At 64.4% G+C, this 21,529-nt stretch carries 18 protein-coding genes, 1 tRNA gene and 2 pseudogenes; 16 read left to right on the top strand and 5 right to left on the bottom strand.

The window, feature by feature from the left end; genetic code table 11:
- Nucleotides 1–11: 11 nt before the first annotated feature.
- The 8 genes from BcanWU425_RS21400 to BcanWU425_RS21365 all read left to right on the top strand — a co-directional run bounded on the left by BcanWU425_RS21400 (nt 12) and on the right by BcanWU425_RS21365 (nt 8,795).
- Complete coding sequence (locus tag BcanWU425_RS21400; protein WP_026233445.1) at nt 12–395, top strand: RidA family protein; 384 nt, start codon at nt 12–14, stop codon at nt 393–395.
- A 974-nt stretch (nt 396–1,369) separates the two neighbouring features.
- On the top strand, nt 1,370–1,738 hold the full coding sequence (locus BcanWU425_RS21395) for a hypothetical protein (RefSeq protein ID WP_018457812.1): 369 nt from the start codon (nt 1,370–1,372) through the stop codon (nt 1,736–1,738).
- A 134-nt stretch (nt 1,739–1,872) separates the two neighbouring features.
- Nucleotides 1,873–1,947, top strand: a tRNA-Asn gene (locus BcanWU425_RS21390).
- Nucleotides 1,948–2,123: 176 nt separating this feature from the next.
- Entirely contained in the window at nt 2,124–2,303 is a 180-nt protein-coding gene (locus tag BcanWU425_RS21385; protein ID WP_026233446.1) for a hypothetical protein, read from the top strand.
- Nucleotides 2,304–2,439: 136 nt separating this feature from the next.
- Nucleotides 2,440–3,102, top strand: a complete 663-nt coding sequence (locus BcanWU425_RS21380; protein ID WP_018457814.1) for a protein-L-isoaspartate O-methyltransferase family protein — start codon at nt 2,440–2,442, stop codon at nt 3,100–3,102.
- Between the two features lie 203 nt (nt 3,103–3,305).
- Nucleotides 3,306–4,697 carry a TolC family outer membrane protein gene (locus tag BcanWU425_RS21375; RefSeq protein ID WP_018457815.1) on the top strand — a complete coding sequence of 464 codons (1,392 nt, stop codon included), beginning with the start codon at nt 3,306–3,308 and terminating at the stop codon, nt 4,695–4,697.
- Nucleotides 4,698–5,003: 306 nt separating this feature from the next.
- On the top strand, nt 5,004–5,777 hold the full coding sequence (locus tag BcanWU425_RS21370; RefSeq protein ID WP_026233447.1) for a PopZ family protein: 774 nt from the start codon (nt 5,004–5,006) through the stop codon (nt 5,775–5,777).
- 141 nt (nt 5,778–5,918) lie between these two features.
- The gene (locus BcanWU425_RS21365) at nt 5,919–8,795 is read left to right on the top strand and encodes a valine--tRNA ligase (protein WP_085349819.1); all 2,877 of its coding nucleotides are present in this window, start codon (nt 5,919–5,921) and stop codon (nt 8,793–8,795) included.
- Nucleotides 8,796–8,797: 2 nt separating this feature from the next.
- Here BcanWU425_RS21365 and BcanWU425_RS21360 read toward each other — a convergent pair whose 3' ends face one another.
- Complete coding sequence (locus BcanWU425_RS21360; protein ID WP_204511178.1) at nt 8,798–9,400, bottom strand: DNA-3-methyladenine glycosylase; 603 nt, start codon at nt 9,398–9,400, stop codon at nt 8,798–8,800.
- Nucleotides 9,401–9,530: 130 nt separating this feature from the next.
- Here BcanWU425_RS21360 and lipA point away from each other — a divergent pair, with 130 nt between their 5' ends.
- Both lipA and BcanWU425_RS21350 read left to right on the top strand, forming a co-directional pair.
- Nucleotides 9,531–10,487 carry a lipoyl synthase gene (lipA, locus tag BcanWU425_RS21355; protein ID WP_018457819.1) on the top strand — a complete coding sequence of 319 codons (957 nt, stop codon included), beginning with the start codon at nt 9,531–9,533 and terminating at the stop codon, nt 10,485–10,487.
- A gap of 6 nt (nt 10,488–10,493) precedes the next feature.
- Nucleotides 10,494–10,964, top strand: coding sequence for a type II toxin-antitoxin system RatA family toxin (locus tag BcanWU425_RS21350; RefSeq protein WP_018457820.1), 471 nt, complete (start codon nt 10,494–10,496; stop codon nt 10,962–10,964).
- Between the two features lie 141 nt (nt 10,965–11,105).
- On the opposite strand, the pseudogene BcanWU425_RS37555 reads toward BcanWU425_RS21350, so the two are convergent.
- A pseudogene (locus BcanWU425_RS37555) lies at nt 11,106–11,219 on the bottom strand (c-type cytochrome); the annotation flags it as partial.
- Between BcanWU425_RS37555 and BcanWU425_RS37725 the strand changes: the two are divergent.
- Nucleotides 11,201–11,294, top strand: a pseudogene (locus BcanWU425_RS37725) (mechanosensitive ion channel family protein); the annotation flags it as partial. The pseudogenes BcanWU425_RS37555 and BcanWU425_RS37725 sit on opposite strands and share 19 nt — an antisense overlap.
- 153 nt (nt 11,295–11,447) lie before the next feature.
- Here BcanWU425_RS37725 and BcanWU425_RS21340 read toward each other — a convergent pair.
- Both BcanWU425_RS21340 and BcanWU425_RS21335 read right to left on the bottom strand, forming a co-directional pair.
- Nucleotides 11,448–12,047 (bottom strand): CinA family protein, encoded by a 600-nt coding sequence (locus BcanWU425_RS21340; RefSeq protein ID WP_204511179.1) that lies wholly within the window; start codon nt 12,045–12,047, stop codon nt 11,448–11,450.
- Between the two features lie 3 nt (nt 12,048–12,050).
- Nucleotides 12,051–13,232 carry a bifunctional 2-C-methyl-D-erythritol 4-phosphate cytidylyltransferase/2-C-methyl-D-erythritol 2,4-cyclodiphosphate synthase gene (locus BcanWU425_RS21335; protein ID WP_018457823.1) on the bottom strand — a complete coding sequence of 394 codons (1,182 nt, stop codon included), beginning with the start codon at nt 13,230–13,232 and terminating at the stop codon, nt 12,051–12,053.
- 281 nt (nt 13,233–13,513) lie between these two features.
- On the opposite strand from BcanWU425_RS21335, the gene dusB reads away from it, so the two are divergent.
- From dusB to ntrC, 3 genes are read left to right on the top strand one after another with little or no spacing between them, the layout of a single operon-like run.
- Nucleotides 13,514–14,515 carry a tRNA dihydrouridine synthase DusB gene (gene dusB, locus BcanWU425_RS21330; RefSeq protein ID WP_018457824.1) on the top strand — a complete coding sequence of 334 codons (1,002 nt, stop codon included), beginning with the start codon at nt 13,514–13,516 and terminating at the stop codon, nt 14,513–14,515.
- Nucleotides 14,512–15,687 carry a two-component system sensor histidine kinase NtrB gene (locus tag BcanWU425_RS21325; protein ID WP_026233448.1) on the top strand — a complete coding sequence of 392 codons (1,176 nt, stop codon included), beginning with the start codon at nt 14,512–14,514 and terminating at the stop codon, nt 15,685–15,687. Before dusB ends, BcanWU425_RS21325 begins: the two co-directional genes overlap by 4 nt.
- Nucleotides 15,688–15,696: 9 nt before the next feature.
- The gene (gene ntrC, locus BcanWU425_RS21320) at nt 15,697–17,139 is read left to right on the top strand and encodes a nitrogen regulation protein NR(I) (RefSeq protein ID WP_007610301.1); all 1,443 of its coding nucleotides are present in this window, start codon (nt 15,697–15,699) and stop codon (nt 17,137–17,139) included.
- Nucleotides 17,140–17,305: 166 nt separating this feature from the next.
- Here ntrC and BcanWU425_RS21315 read toward each other — a convergent pair whose 3' ends face one another.
- Nucleotides 17,306–17,452 (bottom strand): hypothetical protein, encoded by a 147-nt coding sequence (locus BcanWU425_RS21315; protein WP_018457826.1) that lies wholly within the window; start codon nt 17,450–17,452, stop codon nt 17,306–17,308.
- Nucleotides 17,453–17,627: 175 nt separating this feature from the next.
- Here BcanWU425_RS21315 and BcanWU425_RS21310 point away from each other — a divergent pair, with 175 nt between their 5' ends.
- Nucleotides 17,628–20,021, top strand: a complete 2,394-nt coding sequence (locus BcanWU425_RS21310) for a sensor histidine kinase (protein WP_204511180.1) — start codon at nt 17,628–17,630, stop codon at nt 20,019–20,021.
- Between the two features lie 15 nt (nt 20,022–20,036).
- The gene (gene ntrX / locus BcanWU425_RS21305; protein ID WP_007591127.1) at nt 20,037–21,407 is read left to right on the top strand and encodes a nitrogen assimilation response regulator NtrX; all 1,371 of its coding nucleotides are present in this window, start codon (nt 20,037–20,039) and stop codon (nt 21,405–21,407) included.
- Nucleotides 21,408–21,529: the final 122 nt, after the last annotated feature.

The raw sequence follows: 21,529 nt of genomic DNA, 5'->3' as shown, positions 1-21,529 counted from the left end.
AGGATACTCCAGTGAAATTCCACATGATCAGCGGCGGACCCAAGCCGGTCGCGCCCTTCAGCCACGCGGTGGAGACCGACGGTTTTGTCTTTGTCACCGGCCAGATGCCGGACACGCCGCAAATCCCGGGCGTGCTGCCGGAGGGCATCGTGGCGCAGACGAGGGCGGTGATGGAGAATTTGAAGGTGGTGTTGGCGGGCCTCGATCTCGGTTTCGAGCACGTCGTGATGACACGCATCTATCTCACGCGTTTCAAGGAAGACTACACCGCGATGAACGAGACATATCGCGCGTTCTTTCCGCCCGACCGCCTGCCGGCCCGCACCTGCGTCGGTGTCACCGGGCTTGCCTACGACGCGCTGATCGAGATCGACCTGGTCTGCCGCCGGCCGTGAGGAGATGATCCGTAGCCCGGATGGAGCGAAGCGCAATCCGGGATTCGTTTAACGGATACAGGGTGCCGGATTACGCTTCGCTCCATCCGGGCTACAAGCCCTTGCGTTGCCCGACGGGCAAAACACCCAAACGACGGGTCAATCCGCTCGCGCGAAAAGATTCTACTTTACCGAAATTCGACTTTGGCGTATTCAGTCGCCACCTCATCCCTGTCAGCGGGGCGTATCGCGATCGTCACGAACGCGGGGTGAGCTGCGGTGGACGCTAGTCACATCGGCGCGAAGGGCTTTGCAGGGCGGGCAACCGTGAGCGAAAGTGTCGGGCACACGACCGGTGCAGCCTGCGTACGGCAAAATCGTGTCGTCCTGGCGCCCGGGGTCTGTGCGTCACGTCTTGTGGTGATGTCGCTGCCCGACCGGGCACGCAGCATCAGCCATCCGCAAGGCGACGGGGGCAATAGTGCATCGCTCCCCGGGGAGAGCTCGGCATAAGCCGTCAAACCACTGCGCAGGGAAGGCCGTGTGTTGGGCTTCACCTGTATGCCGCTGTGCAGCCTCTTGTAGCGCAACCTTCGCACAGTGGACCGTGGGTGCCAGCCGGCACCCGGTCTTCCCTGCGCCCTCTGACGAGGAGGGTGTACGAAACAAAGCAAAGCTCGGGCGAGCCAAGCCGCGAGGGCGCGAAGCTGTGTCTGCGACAAGAATCATATTCGCGCGGTGCCGGGCGCCCGCCCCGGAGACAACAAACCCCGCGATCTATGAATGCCGGTTCATTGCTGCGGAGAATTCGAATCGATAAGAATTGCTCGCTGCGCGTCTCGCGTCGTGCAGAGAGCCGGAGGCGGATCGATCGCGTCTTGCACCTTTCGATTGCGCCTCCGACGAATCCTTCGAGGCAACGCCATTGGTTGCCGCGGCGCCTGCGCCGATCGACGTCAGGCACCGAAAGCCCGTTTCGATCGGGGGAATTTCATATGAAGTATTTTCTGTCTGCACTGATCGCGGTCGGTCTATCGATTGCCGCCGCGCCGTCGTACGCGACTGACGCCCGCAACGTCACTGTCGTCAACGAGACCGGCTATGCCATCAAATTCCTGGGCTTCAACGCCCCGGACGATGGCATGGACGAATGGGACAACGAGCTGGACAAGGTTTTGCAGAACCAGGCGAGCACCTATGTCGAGTTCGACGATGACGACGAAGGATGCGTCTGGAACGTCCGCGTTGACTGGCAGAACTATGACGAGACCGTGCTCTGGAAGAACGTCAACCTCTGCAAGTTCACGGCACTCCGGCTGCGCTACGATTCCGGCACCAAGACCACTTCGTTCGTCGCCGAGTAACTTGACCTGAGGCCGGGCGGAGGAGGGGCCGCGTGCCCTTCCTCGCCGCAATGTGCCACATAGCGAATTCGTCCTTTGCAAGCGCAAGCGGCTTTGTTATACGCAGCCGCGCGCGAACGACAGGTTCGCCCTTTTCCTCGGTAGCTCAGCGGTAGAGCATCCGACTGTTAATCGGATGGTCGCTGGTTCGAATCCAGCCCGGGGAGCCAAATTCCGCTTCATTTTCAGCAACTTGCGCCCAGACTCTGATCTGGCGTGCGATCTCGTTGCAGCAGATCCTCAACTAGATGTGTACCGCGGCGAGCCCGCATCCTCCGCGGTGACGCCAAAACGACTCAATTGAAATCGAGCTTCCAGAGGCCGGTCCTTTATGGAGCTGATTCCCATGCGAGACATCCAGGTCGACCGTTTCCCGCTGGCCCCCTCCATTCTGCCGGCGGACATCCCCGAACTCAGCGACGACGAATGCCTCGCTTGTCTGGCGCGGGCGGTCGAGACCCACGATTCGGCACGGCTGGACGAAGTCGCCGCATTGATCGGCCGCCTCGCGGTCACGATCGAATAGGCGGCTCACCCTCGACGTTGCGAGTTGCGGAAGGGCCCGGTTTGCGGGCCAAAGCCATGTTGCGTTTTCGCAGGGCCTGTTCCAAAGATGCCGCCAACTTTCGTCCGCGGCATCGTCCGCCTTGCAGGGTCCGCAAATGTCCGTTTTCTCGACGGCGCGCCTAAAAATGGTCGATGGCCAGGTGCGCACCAGTGACGTCACCGACCGTCGTGTTCTCGACGCCATGCTCACGGTTCCGCGCGAGGCTTTCGTGCCCGCCAGCCGGCAGGCATTGGCGTATCTCGACCTCGATCTCGACGTCAGCGAGGGAGGCGCCAAGCGGTTCCTGATCAAGCCGCAGCTGACCGGCAAGCTGCTCCAGGCCGCCGAGATCGGCGAGGATGACGACGTGCTGGTCGTCGGCTGCGCCACGGGCTATCTCGCTGCGCTGACCGCCAAGCTCGCGCGCAAAGTCATCGCGACGGAATGCGATTCGGGCCTGGCGGCAAAGGCCAACGACGCCTTCGCCGCCCTCGGGTTGGCCAACGTGGCCTGCAAGGCCGCGGCCTGCACCGAGGGTGATGCCGCCGCAGGTCCCTATGATGTGATCGTCCTCAACGGCGCCACCGAGGTGACCCCGGCAGGGCTGCTCGGGCAGCTCAAGGAGGGGGGGCGCCTGGTGGGGGTCTCGGCCGAATCCAGGCCGCCGCGAGCCATGATCGTGACCCATACCCACGGCGAATTCGGCCATCGGGCGCTGTTCGATGCCGCAGCCCCGGTCCTTCCGGGGCTGGAACGGGCCGCCGCCTTCGTCTTCTGACGGCTTTGGCCCGTTAAAATCCCGTTCTGAATCAGAAGTGTGGCCGGGATGCTGCACGTGAAGAGTTTCCACCGAGAACACCCCTCAGGTAGTTCCGTCGCGCTTGACCGCGTCCTATGTTGCGGCGGGGCAACGACTCCACTCGTAGACGGTAACCCAGCTCGCGGGCACGAGCCGGGCGTTAGAATGAACGGAATTTTTGGATGCATGGGGTGAAGCTCTTCACCGGAGCAGCGGTTTCGGTCCTGCTGCTGGCGCTTGCCGCGCCGACGCCTGCCTTGGCGGATACGATCGAGGCTGCGCTGGTGCGCGCTTATCAGAACAATCCGCAGCTCAACGCGCAGCGCGCCCAGGTGCGCTCGACTGACGAGAACGTGCCGCAAGCGCTGTCGGGCTATCGCCCCAAGGTCGGGATCAATCTCAGCACCGGCTATCAATATCAGGATATTCAGCAGACGCAGAAGGCTGTGCCGATCCATAGCGACCCGCCCCTTCAGCCCAATAGCGCCAGCCTGACCATCAACCAGACGCTCTATAACGGCAATCAGACCGCCAACAGGACGCGCGTGGCGGAAAGCCAGGTCTCGGGATCCCGCGAGGCGTTGCGTGTGCTCGAGCAGACGGTCCTGCTGCAGGCTGCGACCAGCTACATGGATTATCTTCGTGACTCCGCCACACTCGAAGTTCAGCGCAGCAATGTGCGCGTCCTCGAACAGACGCTCAAGCAAACGCGCGATCGGTTCAATGTCGGCGAGGTGACGCGCACGGACGTGGCGCAATCCGAAGCGCAGCTCGCGGCAGGCAGGACCCAGGCCCTGACGGCCGAATCGAATCTCACGACGACGCGTGCCAATTTCCGCCGGATCATCGGCAACGAGCCGACGAACCTTGCGCCGGGCTCGCCGGTCGATCGTTTCCTGCCCGGGACGCTCGCCTCCGCCGTCGGTCTCAGCCTGGTGGAGAACCCCAACGTCACGGCATCGATGTTCGGCATCGACGTCAATTATCTCCAGGTCAAGATCAACGAAGGCGCGCTGCTGCCGACCCTCACGGTTCAGGCTGGCATCACCCAGTCGTACCAGCAGACCCTGACGGTCTTCCGAACGACGACCGCTTCCGCCATCGCGACCGCCTCGGTGCCGATCTATCAGGGCGGCGCTGAATATGCGCTGATCCGCCAATCGAAAGAGAACTTGGCGCAGCAGCGCCTGAATCTTGAAACCACACGCGATCAGACCCGCGCCAACGTCGTGCAGGCCTGGGGCCAGTTGGAAGCCGGCAAGGCGCAGGTGCAGTCTGCGCAGGCGCAGGTTACGGCCTCCGAGATCGCGCTGAACGGTGTGCGCGAGGAAGCCAAGGCCGGCCAGCGCACCACGCTGGACGTGCTCAACGCGCAGCAGGCGCTGGTCAACGCGCGCGTGGCGCTCGTCACTGCCCAGCATGACCGCGTGGTGGCGTCCTATTCGGTGCTCAACGCGGTCGGTCGTCTCGCGCCGCAAGTCCTCGGCCTCAACACCACTGTCTACGATCCCAGCGTGCACTACCATCAGGTCCGCGACAGCTGGGCCGGCGTACGCACGCCAGACGGACGCTAGAGTCCCGTAATCATCCGGTCGGCCTCGCAAATAGCCGAAGCCGACCGGTGCTTTGCTTGCAATCAGCAAAATCCCTGACATAGCCTTGCCAAGAAGGATGCGGGTCGATTCGCTCTGCATCCGATGCCGTGTGCGTAAAGCATGAGTGCCGAGGGCAGGGGCGCACCGCTGCACGTTGAGCTGTCATCTGGGGACAAGTCGGGCTGCCGTGACGAAAATGTCGGGCCACCCATCCGGAACCGGCCAATCCTGTCGTGCTTGGTGTAAAACAACGCATGCGAGGGCGTTGATGATGTGGAGTCGGAGATGACGCAGCCTGCAAAGGTCACAGAACCCTCGATGGAGGAGATTCTGGCCTCGATCCGGCGCATCATTGCCGACGATGAGGCCAAGCCGCCGCCGGCGGATGCCGCTAAGCCCGAGAAAGCTGCCGCCCCCGCCGCGTCACCGAAGCCGCAGGTGATCAACGATATTCCGCCATCCAAGGTCGCGCCGCCCAAACCGGCCGCCGAAAAGCCGGCACCGGCTCCGGCCGCAAAGCCGGCAGCGCCGCCGGCCGCCGCACCCGAGGTGGATGCATCCAACAATCAGGACGATATCGACGCGCTGCTGGCGGGGCTCGACGCAGCCACGCCCGCGCCGGAAATCCGTGCTCCCGAGCCGGAGCCCGAACCTGAGCCCGACGTGCTGGAATTGACCGACGATATGGCGCTGGCGATGGAGCCGACGCCGCCTCCGCCGCCGCCGAGCTTCCGCAAGGTCGAGCCGCGCGACGATCTCGAATTCGCCGAATCGCCGGCGCCGCGTCCGACGCCGGCATCCTATGCGCCCGTGGACTTCGATGCGCCGCCGCTGCCGCCCCAACAGCCGATGCTGGCGCAATCGACGGTCTCCGCGGTCGAATCCGCCTTCAATTCCCTGGCCCACACGGTGCTCAGCAGCAATGCGCGAACTCTGGAGGATCTGGTCAAGGAGATGCTGCGTCCGATGCTGAAATCCTGGCTGGACGACAATTTGCCGGGCCTGGTCGAACGCATCGTGAAGGCCGAAATCGAGCGGGTATCGCGCGGCGGCAGGTAGATCGGGCCGCAGAGCCCTCATAAAGCCCTGCTTGTGGGTAATATTCTGTTTCCCGACCGGACCGGAAAGCCCTGTTGCCGCCTGGCTTTCCGTTGACTTGTCCGTTGACTTGGACCCCGTGCGCGGCTTTCTAACAGCGCCATGATCGAGAAAAATTACCAGCCCGCCGATATCGAAGCCCGCATGTCCGTCGTGTGGGAGGACAGCCTTGCCTTCAAGGCCGGCCGCCCAGACCGCCGCGACGCTGTGCCCTTTACCATCGTGATCCCGCCGCCGAACGTGACGGGCTCGCTGCACATGGGCCACGCCCTCAACAACACGCTCCAGGACATCCTGTGCCGGTTCGAGCGCATGCGCGGTCGCGACGTGCTGTGGCAGCCCGGCACCGACCATGCCGGCATCGCCACCCAGATGGTGGTGGAGCGGCAGCTGATGGAGCGCCAGCAGCCCAGCCGTCGCGAGATGGGCCGCGAGAAGTTTCTGGAGCGGGTCTGGCAGTGGAAGGCCGAGAGCGGCGACACCATCATCAACCAACTCAAGCGGCTCGGCGCCTCCTGCGACTGGTCGCGCGAACGCTTCACCATGGACGAGGGCCTGTCCAAGGCCGTGGTCAAGGTGTTCGTCGAGCTGCACCGCGACGGCCTGATCTACAAGGACAAGCGGCTGGTGAACTGGGACACCAAGCTGCTCACCGCGATCTCCGATCTCGAAGTGCAGCAGACCGAGGTCAAGGGTAGCCTCTGGTACCTGCGCTATCCGATCGAGGGCAAGATCTTCAGCCCCGAGGATCCCTCGAGCTTCATCGTCGTTGCCACCACGCGCCCGGAGACCATGCTCGGCGATACCGGGGTGGCCGTGCATCCCGACGACGAGCGCTATCAGAAGCTGGTCGGCAAGAACGTGATCCTGCCGCTGGTCGGCCGCAAGATCCAGATCGTCGCCGACGATTATTCCGATCCGGAGAAGGGCTCGGGCGCGGTCAAGGTGACGCCGGCGCACGACTTCAACGATTTCGAGGTCGGCAATCGCCACGGCCTCGCCCGAATCAGCGTCATCGACAAGGAAGGTTGCCTCGATCTCCTCGACAACGAGGATTATCTGCGCGACCTGCCGGAAGGTGCCTCGCAGTTCGCCGAGGAGTTCAACAAGCTCGATCGCTTTGCAGCGCGCAAGCGCATCGTCGAGCGACTGGAATCGTTCGGTTTCGTCGAGCGGATCGAACCTCACACCCACATGGTGCCGCATGGCGACCGCTCCGGCACGGTGATCGAGCCCTATCTGACCGACCAATGGTATGTCGACGCCAAGACGCTGGCGAAGCCCGCGATGGCCGCCGTGCGTTCGGGCGAAACCACCTTCGTGCCAAAGAACTGGGAAAAAACCTATTTCGAGTGGATGGAGAACATCCAGCCCTGGTGCATCTCGCGCCAGCTCTGGTGGGGCCACCAGATCCCGGCCTGGTACGGTCCTGATGGCAAGGTGTTCGTCGCCGAGACCGAGGAGGAGGCCGTCAGCCACGCCCTCGGCTATTACGTCGAGCAGGAAGTCATCACGGTCGAGCAGGGCCGCGAGATGGCGCTCGACCGCAACAAGCGGGACGGCTTCATCACGCGCGACGAGGACGTGCTCGACACCTGGTTCTCCTCGGCGCTGTGGCCATTCTCGACCCTCGGCTGGCCCGCAGACGCGCCGGAAGTGCAGCGCTACTACCCGACCAACGCACTGGTGACGGGCTTCGACATCATCTTCTTCTGGGTCGCCCGCATGATGATGATGGGGCTGCACTTCATGAAGGAGGTGCCGTTCTCGACGATCTACATCCACGCCCTCGTCCGCGACGAGAAGGGCGCCAAGATGTCGAAGTCGAAGGGCAACGTCATCGATCCGCTCAGCCTGATCGACCAATATGGTGCGGACGCGCTGCGCTTCACGCTGGCCGCGATGGCCGCGCAGGGGCGCGACATCAAGCTCGCCACCAGCCGTGTCGAGGGCTATCGCAATTTCGCGACCAAGCTCTGGAATGCGTCGCGCTTTGCGGAGATGAACCATTGCGCCGTGCCCGAAGGCTTCGAGCCGGCGAAGGTCAAAGAGACGCTGAACCGCTGGATCGCACATGAGAGTGCGCACACCACGCGCGAGGTGACCGAGGCGATCGAGGCCTATCGCTTCAATGACGCCGCCGGCAGCATCTACCGCTTCGTGTGGAACGTCTATTGCGACTGGTATCTCGAGCTCGCAAAACCCGTGCTACTCGGCCCCGACAGCCCTGCCAAGGCCGAGACCCGCGCCATGGTGGCATGGGCGCGCGACGAGATCCTGAAACTGCTGCACCCCTTCATGCCCTTCATCACCGAGGAGCTGTGGGAGGTGACGGCCAAGCGCGACGGTCTGCTCGCGCTGGCACCGTGGCCGCTGAAGCCGGCCGGGCCGACGCCGGAGCAGCTTGCGATGCTCGCGGCGACGACGGGGCCGACCGACGCGCTCGTCTCGCCGGTTTGGGTGCTGCCGATCTTCGACCATGCCGACTTCACCGATCCCGCGGCCGAGGCCGAGATCGGCTGGGTCATTGACCTTGTCACGCAGATCCGTTCGGTGCGCGCCGAGATGAACATCCCGCCGGCGACCCTCACGGCGCTGGTGCTCGCAGGCGCCTCGGCCGAGACGAAGGAGCGCGCGCCGCGCTGGAGCGACGTCATCAAGCGCATGGCGCGGCTGTCGGACATCTCCTTCGCCGACCGTGCGCCCGACGGCGCGGTCCAGCTCCTGGTGCGCGGCGAGGTGGCCGCGCTGCCGCTGAAGGGCGTGATTGACGTCGTCGCCGAGCGCACGCGTCTGGACAAGGAGATCGGGAAGGCCGACGCCGACATCAAGCGTGCCGAGTCCAAACTGGCCAACGAGAAATTCGTGGCCAACGCGGCCGAGGAGGTCGTCGAGGAGGAGCGCGAGAAGCGCGAGGCCGCGCTCGCCCGCAAGGCCAAGCTGCTCGAGGCGCTGGAGCGGCTCAAGCAGGCGTCGTAAGCTTATTTCGGAAACGGCTTGCTGAGGAATTTCGAGCCCCTGACACCATAGCGCCAGGGCAGCTCGACCGCCTTGGTGATGCCGATCCGGATGCCGGCCGCCACCTCGAAGTCCTCCGTCCGCGCATGCAGCGCGATCGGCGGACGGTCGAGCGGCAAGGCATTGTGCGCGATGGTGATGCCGAGCGCTTCGGTCAGCTTGCCCGGGCCCGAGCACAACGTGTGCAAATCCTGGAGATGGCGGCGCCGCCGCATCGCGGCGATTCCGTGGGTCGGCTCCAGCGCGCGGATCAGCACGGCGCTGGCCGAGCCTTCTTCCTCGCAGACGAAGTTCACACACCAGTGGATGCCGTAGGAGCGGTAGACATAGGCAAAGCCGGGCGGGCCGAACATCACCTGGTTCCGCGGCGTCGGGCCATTGTAGGAGTGCGCCGCCGGCTCGGTATGATGATAGGCCTCGACCTCGACGATGATCCCGCCAACGCCGTTGACCAGCATGGTCGCACCGATCAGATCGGGCGCGACCTCGTGGACGCTGCGCGCGAAAAAGGTACGCTTCAGGGCTTTGCCGAGCCGAGGAGTAGAGGTCTTCGAGACTGGAGCCATTCGAGGTGAGAATCGCCAGAGAACAGAGCAGGATATTGCCCATATCTGCCATGTTCCCTGAAGCGGTGCGAGCCGGGTTGCGATGCCCGGCCAGACCGACTAGGTAGGACTTGGTCAGACCGGACACCCCATGGTCGTTATCGTCGATACCATCTCGAACCCGCTGCGCCCACGTCACCCCGAAAAGGTGAACCGGCCCGATTCCGCTTCGCCGCCGAAGCCGGACTGGATCCGCGTACGCGCGCCCAACACCCGCGGCTATGCCGACACGCGCAACATCGTGCGCGCCAACGGCCTGCATACGGTGTGCGAGGAGGCGGGCTGCCCGAATATCGGCGAGTGCTGGGACAAGAAGCACGCGACCTTCATGATCATGGGCGACACCTGCACCCGCGCCTGTGCCTTCTGCAACGTCAAGACCGGCATGCCGAATGCACTTGACGCGGCCGAGCCGCAGAACGTCGGCGAGGCTGTGGCCAAGCTCGGCCTTGCCCATGTCGTCATCACCTCCGTGGACCGCGACGATCTCACTGACGGCGGCGCCGAGCATTTCGCCCAGACCATCCGCGCGATCCGCGCCGCGTGCCCCTCGACCACGATCGAGATCCTGACGCCCGACTTCCTGCGCAAGGAGGGGGCGCTGGAGGTCGTCGTCGCGGCGAAGCCCGACGTGTTCAACCACAATCTCGAGACCGTGCCGTCGTGCTATCTCACGGTGCGGCCGGGCGCGCGCTATTTCCATTCGATCCGGCTGTTGCAGCGGGTCAAGGAGCTCGATCCCACCATCTTCACCAAGTCCGGCATCATGGTCGGCCTCGGCGAGGAGCGCCACGAGGTGCAGCAGGTGATGGACGATCTGCGTTCCGCCGACGTCGATTTCCTGACCATCGGGCAATATCTCCAGCCGACCCGCAAGCATCACGCCGTGATGCGCTACGTGCCGCCGGACGAGTTTTCGTCCTACGAGAAGGTCGCCTACACCAAGGGTTTCCTGATGGTGTCTGCGACCCCGCTCACCCGTTCGTCGCATCATGCCGGCGAGGATTTTGCGAAACTGAAGGCCGCGCGGGCAGCAAGCGCCCGCTGAATCGCCATGCCCAATTTTTCGAGCAAGCGTCGTGTCGATCACAGCGCGTCCGAGATGTTTGATCTGGTCGCTGACGTCGAGCGCTACCCGGAATTCGTGCCGCTGTGCAGTGCGCTGAAGGTCCGTCAGCGCATGGCGAAACCCGACGGCACCGAGGTGCTGGTCGCGGACATGACGGTGTCGTTCAAGCTGGTCAGGGAATCCTTCACCAGCCGCGTGACGCTCGACCGCGCCAATTTGAAGATCCTGGTCGAATATCTGCAAGGTCCCTTCAGCAATCTGGAAAACCGTTGGACGTTCGAGCCCAAAGGCGAGAGCGTTTGCGATGTCGGCTTCTTCCTTGCCTACGAGTTCAAGAGCCGCATGCTGGCGCTCCTGATGGGCTCGATGTTCGACGCCGCGTTCGCGCGATTTTCCATCGCCTTCGAGAAGCGGGCGGATGCGATCTACGGACGGCGGAAGCTGGTGTCGTCGTAGTGGTTGCGGACGGGCACGCTCTCTCCTCCTTCATTGCGAAGAGCCCTTGCGACGAAGCAATCCAGAATCCCTCTGCGGAGAGACTCTGGATTGCTTCGCTGCGCTCGCAATGACGATGGGGAAGGCAGGCGTGCCAAAATTTCAATCCACCGCCTTCACGACATCCGGCGGCTGCGAGGCATAATACGCAGCGGCCTGCTCGATCTCCAGCGGCGTCATCGCACGGGCAATGTTGCGCATCTCTCGCCGTTGGTCTGGCATTACAGGGCCCACTCTCCAACATCGCCGCCGGCGTCATGCTGCTGCTGTTTCGACCCTTCCACATCGGCAATGACGTCGAGGTCACCTGCATGGCGGGAAAGGTCAAGTCTCTACGGGCTGGTGTGGGGCGCAGCCATCGTCAATCACAGCGCGATCAAGCAGTGCGTGCTCGATCACGTGAGTGCTTAACTCGCGGCTGCGTGAGGGATCTCACCCCCGCGGTCAGCGCGGCGGCCTGCGCTTCACCGCGTGCCGGCGCGGTGATCGTGTCACGCGCGGGCGCAGGCGGGTTACTGCGGCGGCACGTTTCGGCTTGGCCGTAACTTGCGGGCCGCGGGCGAGATCCATCAGCATGCGCAGCGCCTCGACCACGGAGCGCTGACGCACGGCGGTGCGGCCGATGGCGCCAAAGCGATGCTCGCGATGGACGATGCGTCCGTCGCGCGCGGCGGCGGCGAAATGCACGAGGCCAACCGGCTTGCCGGGCGTGGCGCCGCCGGGGCCGGCAATGCCGGTGATAGCGACTGCAAGATCGACGCCGGCACGCTCCAGCGCGCCGACCGCCATGGCTGTTGCCGTCTCCCTGCTGACGGCGCCGAAATTGGTGAGCGTGCTTACCTCGACGCCGAGCATCGCGCGCTTGGCGTCGTTGGAATAGGTGACGAAGCCGCGATCGATGACGTCGGAGGAGCCGGGGATGTCGGTCAGCGCGCCCGCGACGAGACCGCCGGTGCAGGACTCCGCGGTCGCGATCGTCAGCTTGCGCATCCGGCACAAATCGAGCAGCGAGCGGGAGAGTGCGCGTGCGTCGCTGCCGCCCATGGCCTAGACACTCCAGGGCAGGCGGATGGTGGCGCTCGCGGTGGCCGCGATGCCTTCCTCGCGGCCCGTGAAGCCGAGCCGCTCGCTGGTGGTCGCCTTGACCGCGACGCGGGAGATGTCGACGCCGGAAATCTCGGCGATGCGCGCGCGCATGGTCTCGCGCAAAGGGCCGATCTTCGGCCGCTCGCAGATCATGGTCACCTCGAGATTGGCGATGCGGCCGCCGCGCTGGGTGACGCGCTCGATGGCGTATTGCAAAAACTGGTCGGAGGAGGCGCCTTTCCACTTCGCGTCGCTGGGCGGAAAGTGCGATCCGATGTCGCCGTCAGCGAGCGCGCCCAGGATGGCGTCGACCAGCGCATGCAGGCCGACATCGCCGTCGGAATGGGCCAGGAAGCCTTTGGTGTGCGGCACGCGCACGCCGCATATCATGAGATGGTCGCCCTCGCCGAAGGCGTGGACGTCGTAGCCCGTGCCGGTCCTGATGTCGCCGAGCAGGCTTGCCAGCCGCGCTTCCTCGCGCACGAAATCCTCGGGAGTGGTGAGCTTCATATTGGCAACATCGCCTTCAAAGGTTGCAACCGTCAATCCCGCCCATTCGGCAATCGCGGCATCGTCGGTGAAATCGCTGCGCCTGTCCTTGGCCGCGCGACGATGCGCTTCGAGGATGACGTCGAAACGAAAGGATTGCGGCGTCTGCGCAATTCGCAACCGCGCCCGGTCCGGCGTGTCCTCGACATTGTCATTCTCGCCGGTGATCTTGATGGTGTCGGTGACGGGAACGACGGGGATCGCCGCGCCGGTGCGGCTGGCCGCATCGATCGCGCGGGTGATCACGCCTTCCGAAACGAAGGGTCGCGCGGCGTCGTGGATCAGGACGATGTCGGGCTTGTGCCTGGCGAGCGCTTCGAGACCGGCGAGCACCGAGGCCTGCCGGGTCGCGCCGCCATTGACCGGCGCCTCGTGGCCGAGCCCTGCGACCGCCGCCGTGAACATGGCGCTGTCGTCCGGGTTCACGACTGGCTGAACTGCGAACACGTCCGCATGACGGCTGAAGGCCTCCATGGCGCGATAGATCACCGGCACGCCGCCGATCTCGCGATATTGCTTGGGGCCACCGGCGCCTGCGCGCAGGCCGCGTCCGGCAGCGACGAGGACGACTGCGGTGCGCTGTGATTTCGCCATAGGACTCAAATACTCATTTGGTGATGAAGAGAGTCGGGGGTGGGGTGATCGCCGCATGCCTCTAGCACGGCAGGCCCGCAATAAAAGGGGGTTTCCCCGGATTGTGGGAAACAGCATTTTGCTGCACTGCACTTGAAAGATTTGCAGAACTGTCTAAACTGTAGGCATGACGCTTGACTGCACAAGAATTGTGCGCAAGATAGGTCATGGCAGGCGCGATGAGGCGCTGCCAACGCAACGAGACCCCTGTGACCGGCTCGGTAGTATCAGGCTCTAAGCCATTGAAGATAGGCGATATTGATGTCGCCACCCCGGTCTTCCTGGCACCGATGTCGGGGGTGACTGACTCGCCCGTCCGCCGGCTTGCCGCGGAGTTGGGGGCCGGTCTGGTGGTGTCCGAAATGACAGCCAGCGACGAACTCGCCAATGGCCATCATATGTCCCGGTTGCGCTGCGAAGCCACGGGGATCGGTCCCCACGTGGTCCAGCTCGCCGGGTGCGAGACGCATTGGATGGCGGAGGGCGCCCGGATCGCTGAAGCCGAAGGCGCCGATATCATCGACATCAACATGGGCTGTCCGGCTCGTCACGTCACCGGCGGCCAGTCCGGTTCCGCCTTGATGCGCGACCTCGACCACGCCGTCAGCCTGATCGAAGCGACGATCGCGGCGGTGAAGGTGCCAGTGACGTTGAAGATGCGGCTCGGCTGGGACGACCGCACCCGCAACGCACCGGAACTGGCGCGGCGCGCACAGGCATCAGGCATCAAGCTCGTCACCGTGCACGGCCGCACCCGCTGCCAGTTCTACAAGGGCGAGGCCGATTGGGATGCGATCCGCGCCGTACGCGAGGCCATCTCCATTCCGCTCGTCGTCAATGGCGACATCACCACTTACGAGAAGGCCCTCGCGGCGTTAAAGGCCTCCGGCGCCGATGCCGTGATGATCGGCCGCGGCGCGCAGGGCCAGCCCTGGCTGCCCGGCCAGATCGGCCGCCGCCTCAAGGGTGGGGCGGTGGAAGCCACGCCGCCGCTCGAGACGCAGCTGCATTATGTGCGCACGCTTTATGAAGGCGTCTGCGCGCTCTACGGCCTGCGCATCGGGCTGCGGCACGCGCGAAAACATCTGGGCTGGGCGCTCGACGTCGCGGCCGATGTGAGCCGTGCGCCGGCCGAGAAGCTGAAATCCTGGCGCCAGAAAATCCTCACCTCGGAGGATCCGCACCTCGTTCACCGGTCACTGCAAGATGCCTTCGACGACTTCGCATGGAGCGCCGCTGCATGAGCTCAGTTGCTGAACATCGTCGGCCGTTTCCGTCCGACAGCGATGCCATCCTGGACGCACTTCCCAATCCCGTGCTGATGATCGGGCCGGACGGCAAAATCGTCGCCGCCAACATCGCAACCGAAGCCTTCTTCGATATCTCGACGCAGTTCTTGAAGCGGCAGTCGCTGAAAGAGCTGGTGCCGTTTGGCAGCCCCTTGCTGGCGCTGATCGACCAGGTGCGTTCGTCGAATGCACCTGTCAACGAGTACAAGGTCGATCTGGGCACGCCGCGCATGGGCGGGGACCGCCAGGTCGATCTGCACGTTGCCCCCGTCACGGAACGGCCCGGCCATATCGTGGTGATGCTCCAGGAGCGCTCCATCGCCGACAAGATGGACCGCCAGCTCACCCATCGCAGCGCCGCGCGCTCGGTGATCGCGCTCGCCGCGATGCTGGCGCACGAGATCAAGAACCCGCTCTCGGGCATCCGCGGCGCGGCGCAGCTCCTGGAGCAGCAGGCCTCCTCGGAAGACCGCATGCTGACGCGGCTGATCTGCGACGAGGCCGACCGCATCGTGACGCTGGTCGACCGCATGGAGGTGTTCGGCGACGAGCGCCCCGTGGTGCGCGGCCCCGTCAACATCCATTCGGTGCTCGATCACGTCAAACGGCTGGCGCAGTCCGGCTTTGCCCGCAACATCCGCTTCGTCGAGGATTACGATCCCTCGCTGCCCCCGGTGCTGGCGAACCAGGACCAGCTCATCCAGGTGTTCCTCAACCTGGTGAAGAACGCCGCCGAAGCGCTGATCGACGTTCCCGACGGTGAAATCCAGCTCACCACCGCGTTTCGCCCCGGCGTCCGCCTGTCAGTCCCCGGTCAAAAATCCCGTGTATCCCTGCCGCTCGAATTCTGCGTGAAGGACAACGGACCAGGCGTGCCGGACGATCTTCTGCCAAACCTGTTCGATCCCTTCGTCACCACCAAACAGACCGGCTCGGGTCTGGGCCTCGCTCTGGTCGCAAAGATTATCGGGGATCACGGGGGCATCATCGAATGCGAATCTCAGCCGCGCAAGACAACCTTCCGCGTGCTGATGCCGATGTATTCCACATCGGTGAAACATGCCGATCAAAGCAGTCACGACGGCTCTGCCGGAAAGTCGTCGTCTGCGTCACAGGGGGCGAAATGAGGATTAACGATGCCCGCAGGTAGCATTCTCGTTGCTGATGACGACACCGCCATCCGCACGGTTCTCAATCAGGCACTATCGCGCGCCGGCTACGAAGTGCGGCTGACCGGCAATGCCGCAACGCTGTGGCGCTGGGTCAGCCAGGGGGAGGGCGATCTCGTCATCACCGACGTGGTGATGCCCGACGAGAACGCGTTCGACCTGTTGCCGCGGATCAAGAAGATGCGGCCGAATTTGCCTGTTATCGTCATGAGCGCGCAAAACACCTTCATGACGGCGATCCGGGCCTCCGAGCGCGGCGCCTATGAATATCTGCCGAAGCCCTTCGATCTGAAGGAGCTGATCGCCATCGTCGGCCGCGCGCTGGCCGAGCCGAAGGAGCGGGTCTCGACGCCGAACGAGGACGCCGAGATGGAGGCGATCCCGCTGGTCGGCCGCTCGCCGGCGATGCAGGAAATCTATCGCGTGCTGGCGCGCCTGATGCAGACCGACCTCACCGTGATGATCACGGGCGAGTCCGGTACCGGCAAGGAGCTGGTGGCGCGCGCGTTGCACGACTACGGCAAGCGCCGCAATGGCCCGTTCGTCGCGGTCAACATGGCGGCGATCCCGCGCGACCTGATCGAGTCGGAGCTGTTCGGCCATGAGCGCGGCGCCTTCACCGGCGCCAACACCCGCGCCTCCGGCCGGTTCGAGCAGGCCGAGGGCGGCACGCTGTTCCTGGACGAGATCGGCGACATGCCGATGGAGGCGCAGACCCGTCTACTGCGCGTGCTTCAGCAGGGCGAATACACCACGGTCGGCGGTCGCACCCCGATCAAGACCGACGTGCGCATCGTCGCGGCCTCCAACAAGGATCTGCGCGTCCTGATCCAGCAAGGCCTGTTCCGCGAAGATCTGTTCTTCCGCCTCAACGTCGTGCCGCTACGGCTGCCGCCGTTGCGCGAGCGCATCGAGGATCTGCCCGATCTCATCCGTCATTTCTTCGCGCTGGCGGAGAAGGACGGCCTGCCGCCGAAAAAGCTCGACACGCTGGCGCTGGAGCGGATGAAGCAGCACCGCTGGCCGGGCAACGTGCGCGAGCTCGAGAACCTCGCCCGTCGCCTCGCGGCGCTGTATCCCCAGGATGTGATCACGGGCTCCGTCATCGACGGCGAGCTGGCGCCACCCACGGTCAGCCCGGGTGCCGCCGTCCAGCATGGCGTCGACAATCTCGGTGGCGCCGTGGAGGCGTATCTCTCCTCGCACTTCCAGGGCTTCCCGAACGGCGTGCCGCCGCCGGGCCTCTATCATCGCATCTTGAAGGAGATCGAGGTGCCACTGCTCACGGCCGCGCTCGCGGCCACCCGCGGCAACCAGATCCGCGCCGCCGATCTGCTCGGCCTCAACCGCAACACGCTGCGGAAGAAGATCCGGGATCTCGATATCCAGGTGTATCGGAGCGGCGGCTAGCCCCACGCAACGGCCGGTGGCTCAGCTCCCCCTACCAAGCGGAGCTGAGCCTGTCCGATCGCGCTGGCCGTCGTGGCTGACGCGGTGAGCAGAAGTCCCGATCGGACTGAAATGTTCCGCAGGAACATTCAAAGGGTGATTTCAGCCGCGGAACGCGGCCTCACACCTATCTGACAAACCGGCCTGAGACCTGTATTGCGCTGGCGACGTTCGCATTGGGCTCCTGCACCCCGAGACCATTGACCAGCAGGTCCGCCGCCACGATCAGCAGCAGCACGGCCGATACCATCATCGCGAGAAAGAACCTGTGCATGCTGGTCAAGCCGCCGGGGCTGGAATCCGTTCCCGCCCTCCGGCATGTCGCTGTGGATGCGCGGGTCGGTCGCGGCGGTGACGCCGCGGAATTGTCGCAATTCGGCAACAATGTGGTACGAATACATCAGTAGCCGCCCGCCGCGGCCCCCCCGTTTTCAGCACCCATTGCCGGAATGACCAGCGCAGACACCTCGGCCGCATCCTTTGACACGGCCCCAGCAGAAGAGCCCCGGCGTTGGTCGGCGCGACGCTGGCTGGCGCCGTTCGCCGTGGCGCTGGCGCTGCTGTCGGCCTTGCTCACCTTCCTGGTCCTGACCGGCCTCACCAGCATCGAACTGACGCCGCAAGTTGTCCGTTCGTTCTATCTGAGCAACGCAGCCACCATCCTGCTGCTGGTCGGCATCATCATCCGCGAGCTCTGGCAGCTGATCCTGGCGCGACGGCGGGGCAGGGCGGCGGCGCGCCTCCATGTCCAGATCGTCAGCCTGTTCTCGATCGTGGCGGTGCTGCCGGCGGTGCTGGTCGCCGTCGTCGCCAACGTCACCATCGAGCGCGGCCTCGACCGCCTGTTCTCCGGCCCGACCAAGGAGGTGATCCAGAATTCACTGACGATCGCGCGGGCTTACATGCAGGACCATGCGCAGCTGATCCGGGGCGACATTCTCGGCATGGCCAACGACATCGCCCACGCGCGGCCGCTCTACGACCAGGATCGCCGCTCGTTTCGCGAATTGCTGACGTCCAGCGCCGCCTCGCGCAATTTGCCGGGCGCGATGATCATCGACAAGAACACCAACATTCTCGAATCCGCCGACACCGGCATGCGGCTGGCCTATTCGCCGCCGGCACCGGACTTCCTCAGCAACGTCAACGAATCCGAACCCGAGATCGCGGTGCTGCCCGATGCGAGCTTCGTCGCCGCGGTGGTCCGCTTGCGCGCCTTCAGTGACACATTCCTCTACGTCGCACGGCCGCTCGATCCGAATGTCGTCAACCAGCTCAAGCAGACCGAGGTCAGCGTCGCCGAATACGCCCAGATCGAGTCGCGCCGGCTCGGCATCCAGGTCGCGTTCGCGCTGATGTTCGCGGTGATCGCGCTGACCATCCTGATGGCCTCGGTGCTGATCGGCCTCAACTTCGCCAACTCGCTGGTCTCGCCGATCCGACGCCTGATGAACGCGGCCCAGACGGTCTCGACGGGCGATCTCCATGTGAAAGTGCCGGTGCACCAGTCGGAAGGCGACCTCGCCCAGCTGGGTGAGACCTTCAACAAGATGACGGAGGAGTTGCGTAGCCAGCGCGACGAGCTCGTCAACGCCAGCGAGCTCATCGACAGCCGCCGCCGCTTCATCGAGGCGGTGCTGTCGTCCGCGAGCGCCGGCATTATCGGTGTCGATACCTCAGGCAGCGTCGGCATTCTCAACCGTTCCGCCGAAAAGCTGATCGGTCACTCCGAAGCCGAGACGCTCGGCCATCCGCTCTCCGACGTGCTGCCCGAGCTCGAAGAGATGATGAAGACGGCGCGGGAAGGGACCCAGCGCCTGGTGCAGGGGCAGATCACGATCACGCGCGACGGGCAGGAACGCAATCTGTCGGTCCGCGTCAGCGCCGAGAAGACCAGCCAGCCGCACGACAGCTACATCATCACGCTCGACGACATCACCGAACTGGTCTCGGCGCAACGCACCTCGGCCTGGGGCGACGTCGCGCGCCGCATCGCGCATGAGATCAAGAATCCGCTGACCCCGATCCAGCTCTCCGCCGAACGCATTCGCCGCAAATTCGGCAAGGACATCACCGAGGGCAAGGACAAGCAGATCTTCGAACAGTGCACCGACACCATCGTGCGTCAGGTCGACGACATCCGCCGCATGGTCGACGAGTTCTCGCGCTTTGCGCGGATGCCTAAGCCGGTCATGGAGGGTGAGGACGTCGCCGACACAGTGCGGCAGGCGGTGTTCCTGATGAAGGTCGCCCACCCCGAGATCGATATCGAGGCCGAGTTCAAGGAAGACCCGCTGCGCGCCCAGTTCGACCGGCGGCTGATCTCGCAGGCCGTCACCAACATCGTCAAGAACGCCACCGAGGCGATCGAGCAGGTCCCCCTGGAGGAGCTCGGCAAAGGCCGGATCGACGTCGTGGTCTCGCGCGAGGGCGAGGACGTGCTGATCGACGTCGTCGACAACGGCATCGGCCTGCCCAAGGTGGCGCGCTCGCGCCTGCTCGAGCCCTATGTGACGACACGCGCCAAAGGCACCGGCCTTGGGCTCGCGATCGTCGGTCGCGTGCTGGAAGACCATGGCGGGCGCATCGAGCTGAAGGATGCCTCGGACTTCCGCGAGGGCCAGCGCGGCGCCTGGATGCGGATGCGTTTTGCGATCGCCGGCGCTCCCGCGAAAAGCGAGGGGGCCGAACCGGCAGCCGCGGCAACGACCAAGCCGGAAAGCGGCGAAACGGCCACGCAATCCCACAAGGATCCGGAAACAAAAGAGGCGGCCGTCGAAACCAAAGAGCCGGCTGAAAAGACCAATGATTCAACGAAGATCAAAGCCTCAACAGGCAGCTGAGAAAACAGGCGATCCATGGCAAGTGAAATTCTGATTGTCGATGATGAGGCCGATATTCGGGATCTCGTTGCGGGCATCCTCGAAGACGAGGGCTTCGTGACCCGGACCGCGCGCGACAGCGATACGGCGCTCGCCGAGATCGCCAACCGCAGGCCGCATCTGGTGTTCCTCGACATCTGGCTGCAGGGCTCCAAGCTCGACGGCTTGCAGCTCTTGGAGCAGGTCAAGAAGGACAACCCCGATCTGCCGGTCGTGATGATCTCCGGCCACGGCAACATCGAGACCGCGGTCGCCGCGATCAAGCGTGGCGCCTACGACTTCATCGAGAAGCCGTTCAAGACCGACCGGCTGATCCTGGTCGCGAACCGTGCACTGGAGAACTCGCGGCTCAAGCGCGAGGTCAAGGAGCTGAAGCAACTCGCGCCGAGCGCAAGCTCGCTGGTCGGCCGCTCGCCCAGCATGAACCAGCTGCGCCAGACCATCGAGCGTGCGGCCAAGGCCAACAGCCGCATCCTGATCGTCGGCCCCGCGGGCGCCGGCAAGGAACTGACCGCCCGCACGTTGCACACGGCCTCGGGCCGCGCCGACGGCCCCTTCGTCGTCATCAACGCCGCTGCGATCACGCCCGAGCGGATGGAGCACGAGCTGTTCGGCATCGAGCAGTCCAACGGCGAGCACGCGCGCAAGCCCGGCGCACTCGAAGAGGCTCATGGCGGCACGCTGTTCATCGACGAGATCGCGGACATGCCGCGCGAGACCCAGAACAAGATCTTGCGCGTGCTGGTCGAGCAGTCGTTCCAGCGCGTCGGCGGCAACGGCAAGGTGCAGGTCGACGTCCGCATCATCTCCTCCACCGCGCGCAACCTCGAAGAGGAAATCGCGGCCGGTCATTTCCGCGAGGACCTCTATCACCGGCTCTCGGTGGTGCCGATCCGCGTGCCCGCATTGTCGGAGCGGCGTGAAGACATTCCGGAATTGATCGACTATTTCATGGAGCAGATCTCCGCGGGCAGCGGCCTGCCCAAGCGGCAGATCGGCCAGGACGCGATGGCGGTACTGCAGTCGCATGTCTGGCCGGGCAATGTGCGCCAGCTCCGCAACAACGTTGAGAGAGTCATGATTCTCGCCGCTGGCGGGCCGGAAGTCATCATCACTGCCGACATGCTGCCGCAGGATGTCGGCTCCATGGTGCCCGCGATGCCGACCAGCAACAATGGCGAGCACATCATGGGCCTGCCGCTGCGCGAAGCCCGCGAAGTGTTCGAGCGCGACTATTTGATTGCACAGATCAGCCGTTTTTCAGGAAATATTTCTCGCACGGCCGAGTTTGTTGGCATGGAACGCTCGGCGCTGCACCGGAAGTTGAAGGCGCTCGGCGTCGGCTAACGCTGCGACGTCGTTGGAATAGGCGAGGAAAATCATCGATTTCCGTAGTTTTTCGGGGCAATACGGCATGGGCTGCCGCGTGAAGCGGCTTGCCTAATAAGCCTACCTGTCCTCTAATTGAA

The organism is Bradyrhizobium sp. WU425 (assembly GCF_021052305.1).
GTDB classification, from domain to species: domain Bacteria; phylum Pseudomonadota; class Alphaproteobacteria; order Rhizobiales; family Xanthobacteraceae; genus Bradyrhizobium; species Bradyrhizobium canariense_D.
The sequence above is the reverse complement of the archived record's forward strand: the minus strand, read 5'-3'. Positions and strand labels throughout refer to the sequence as shown.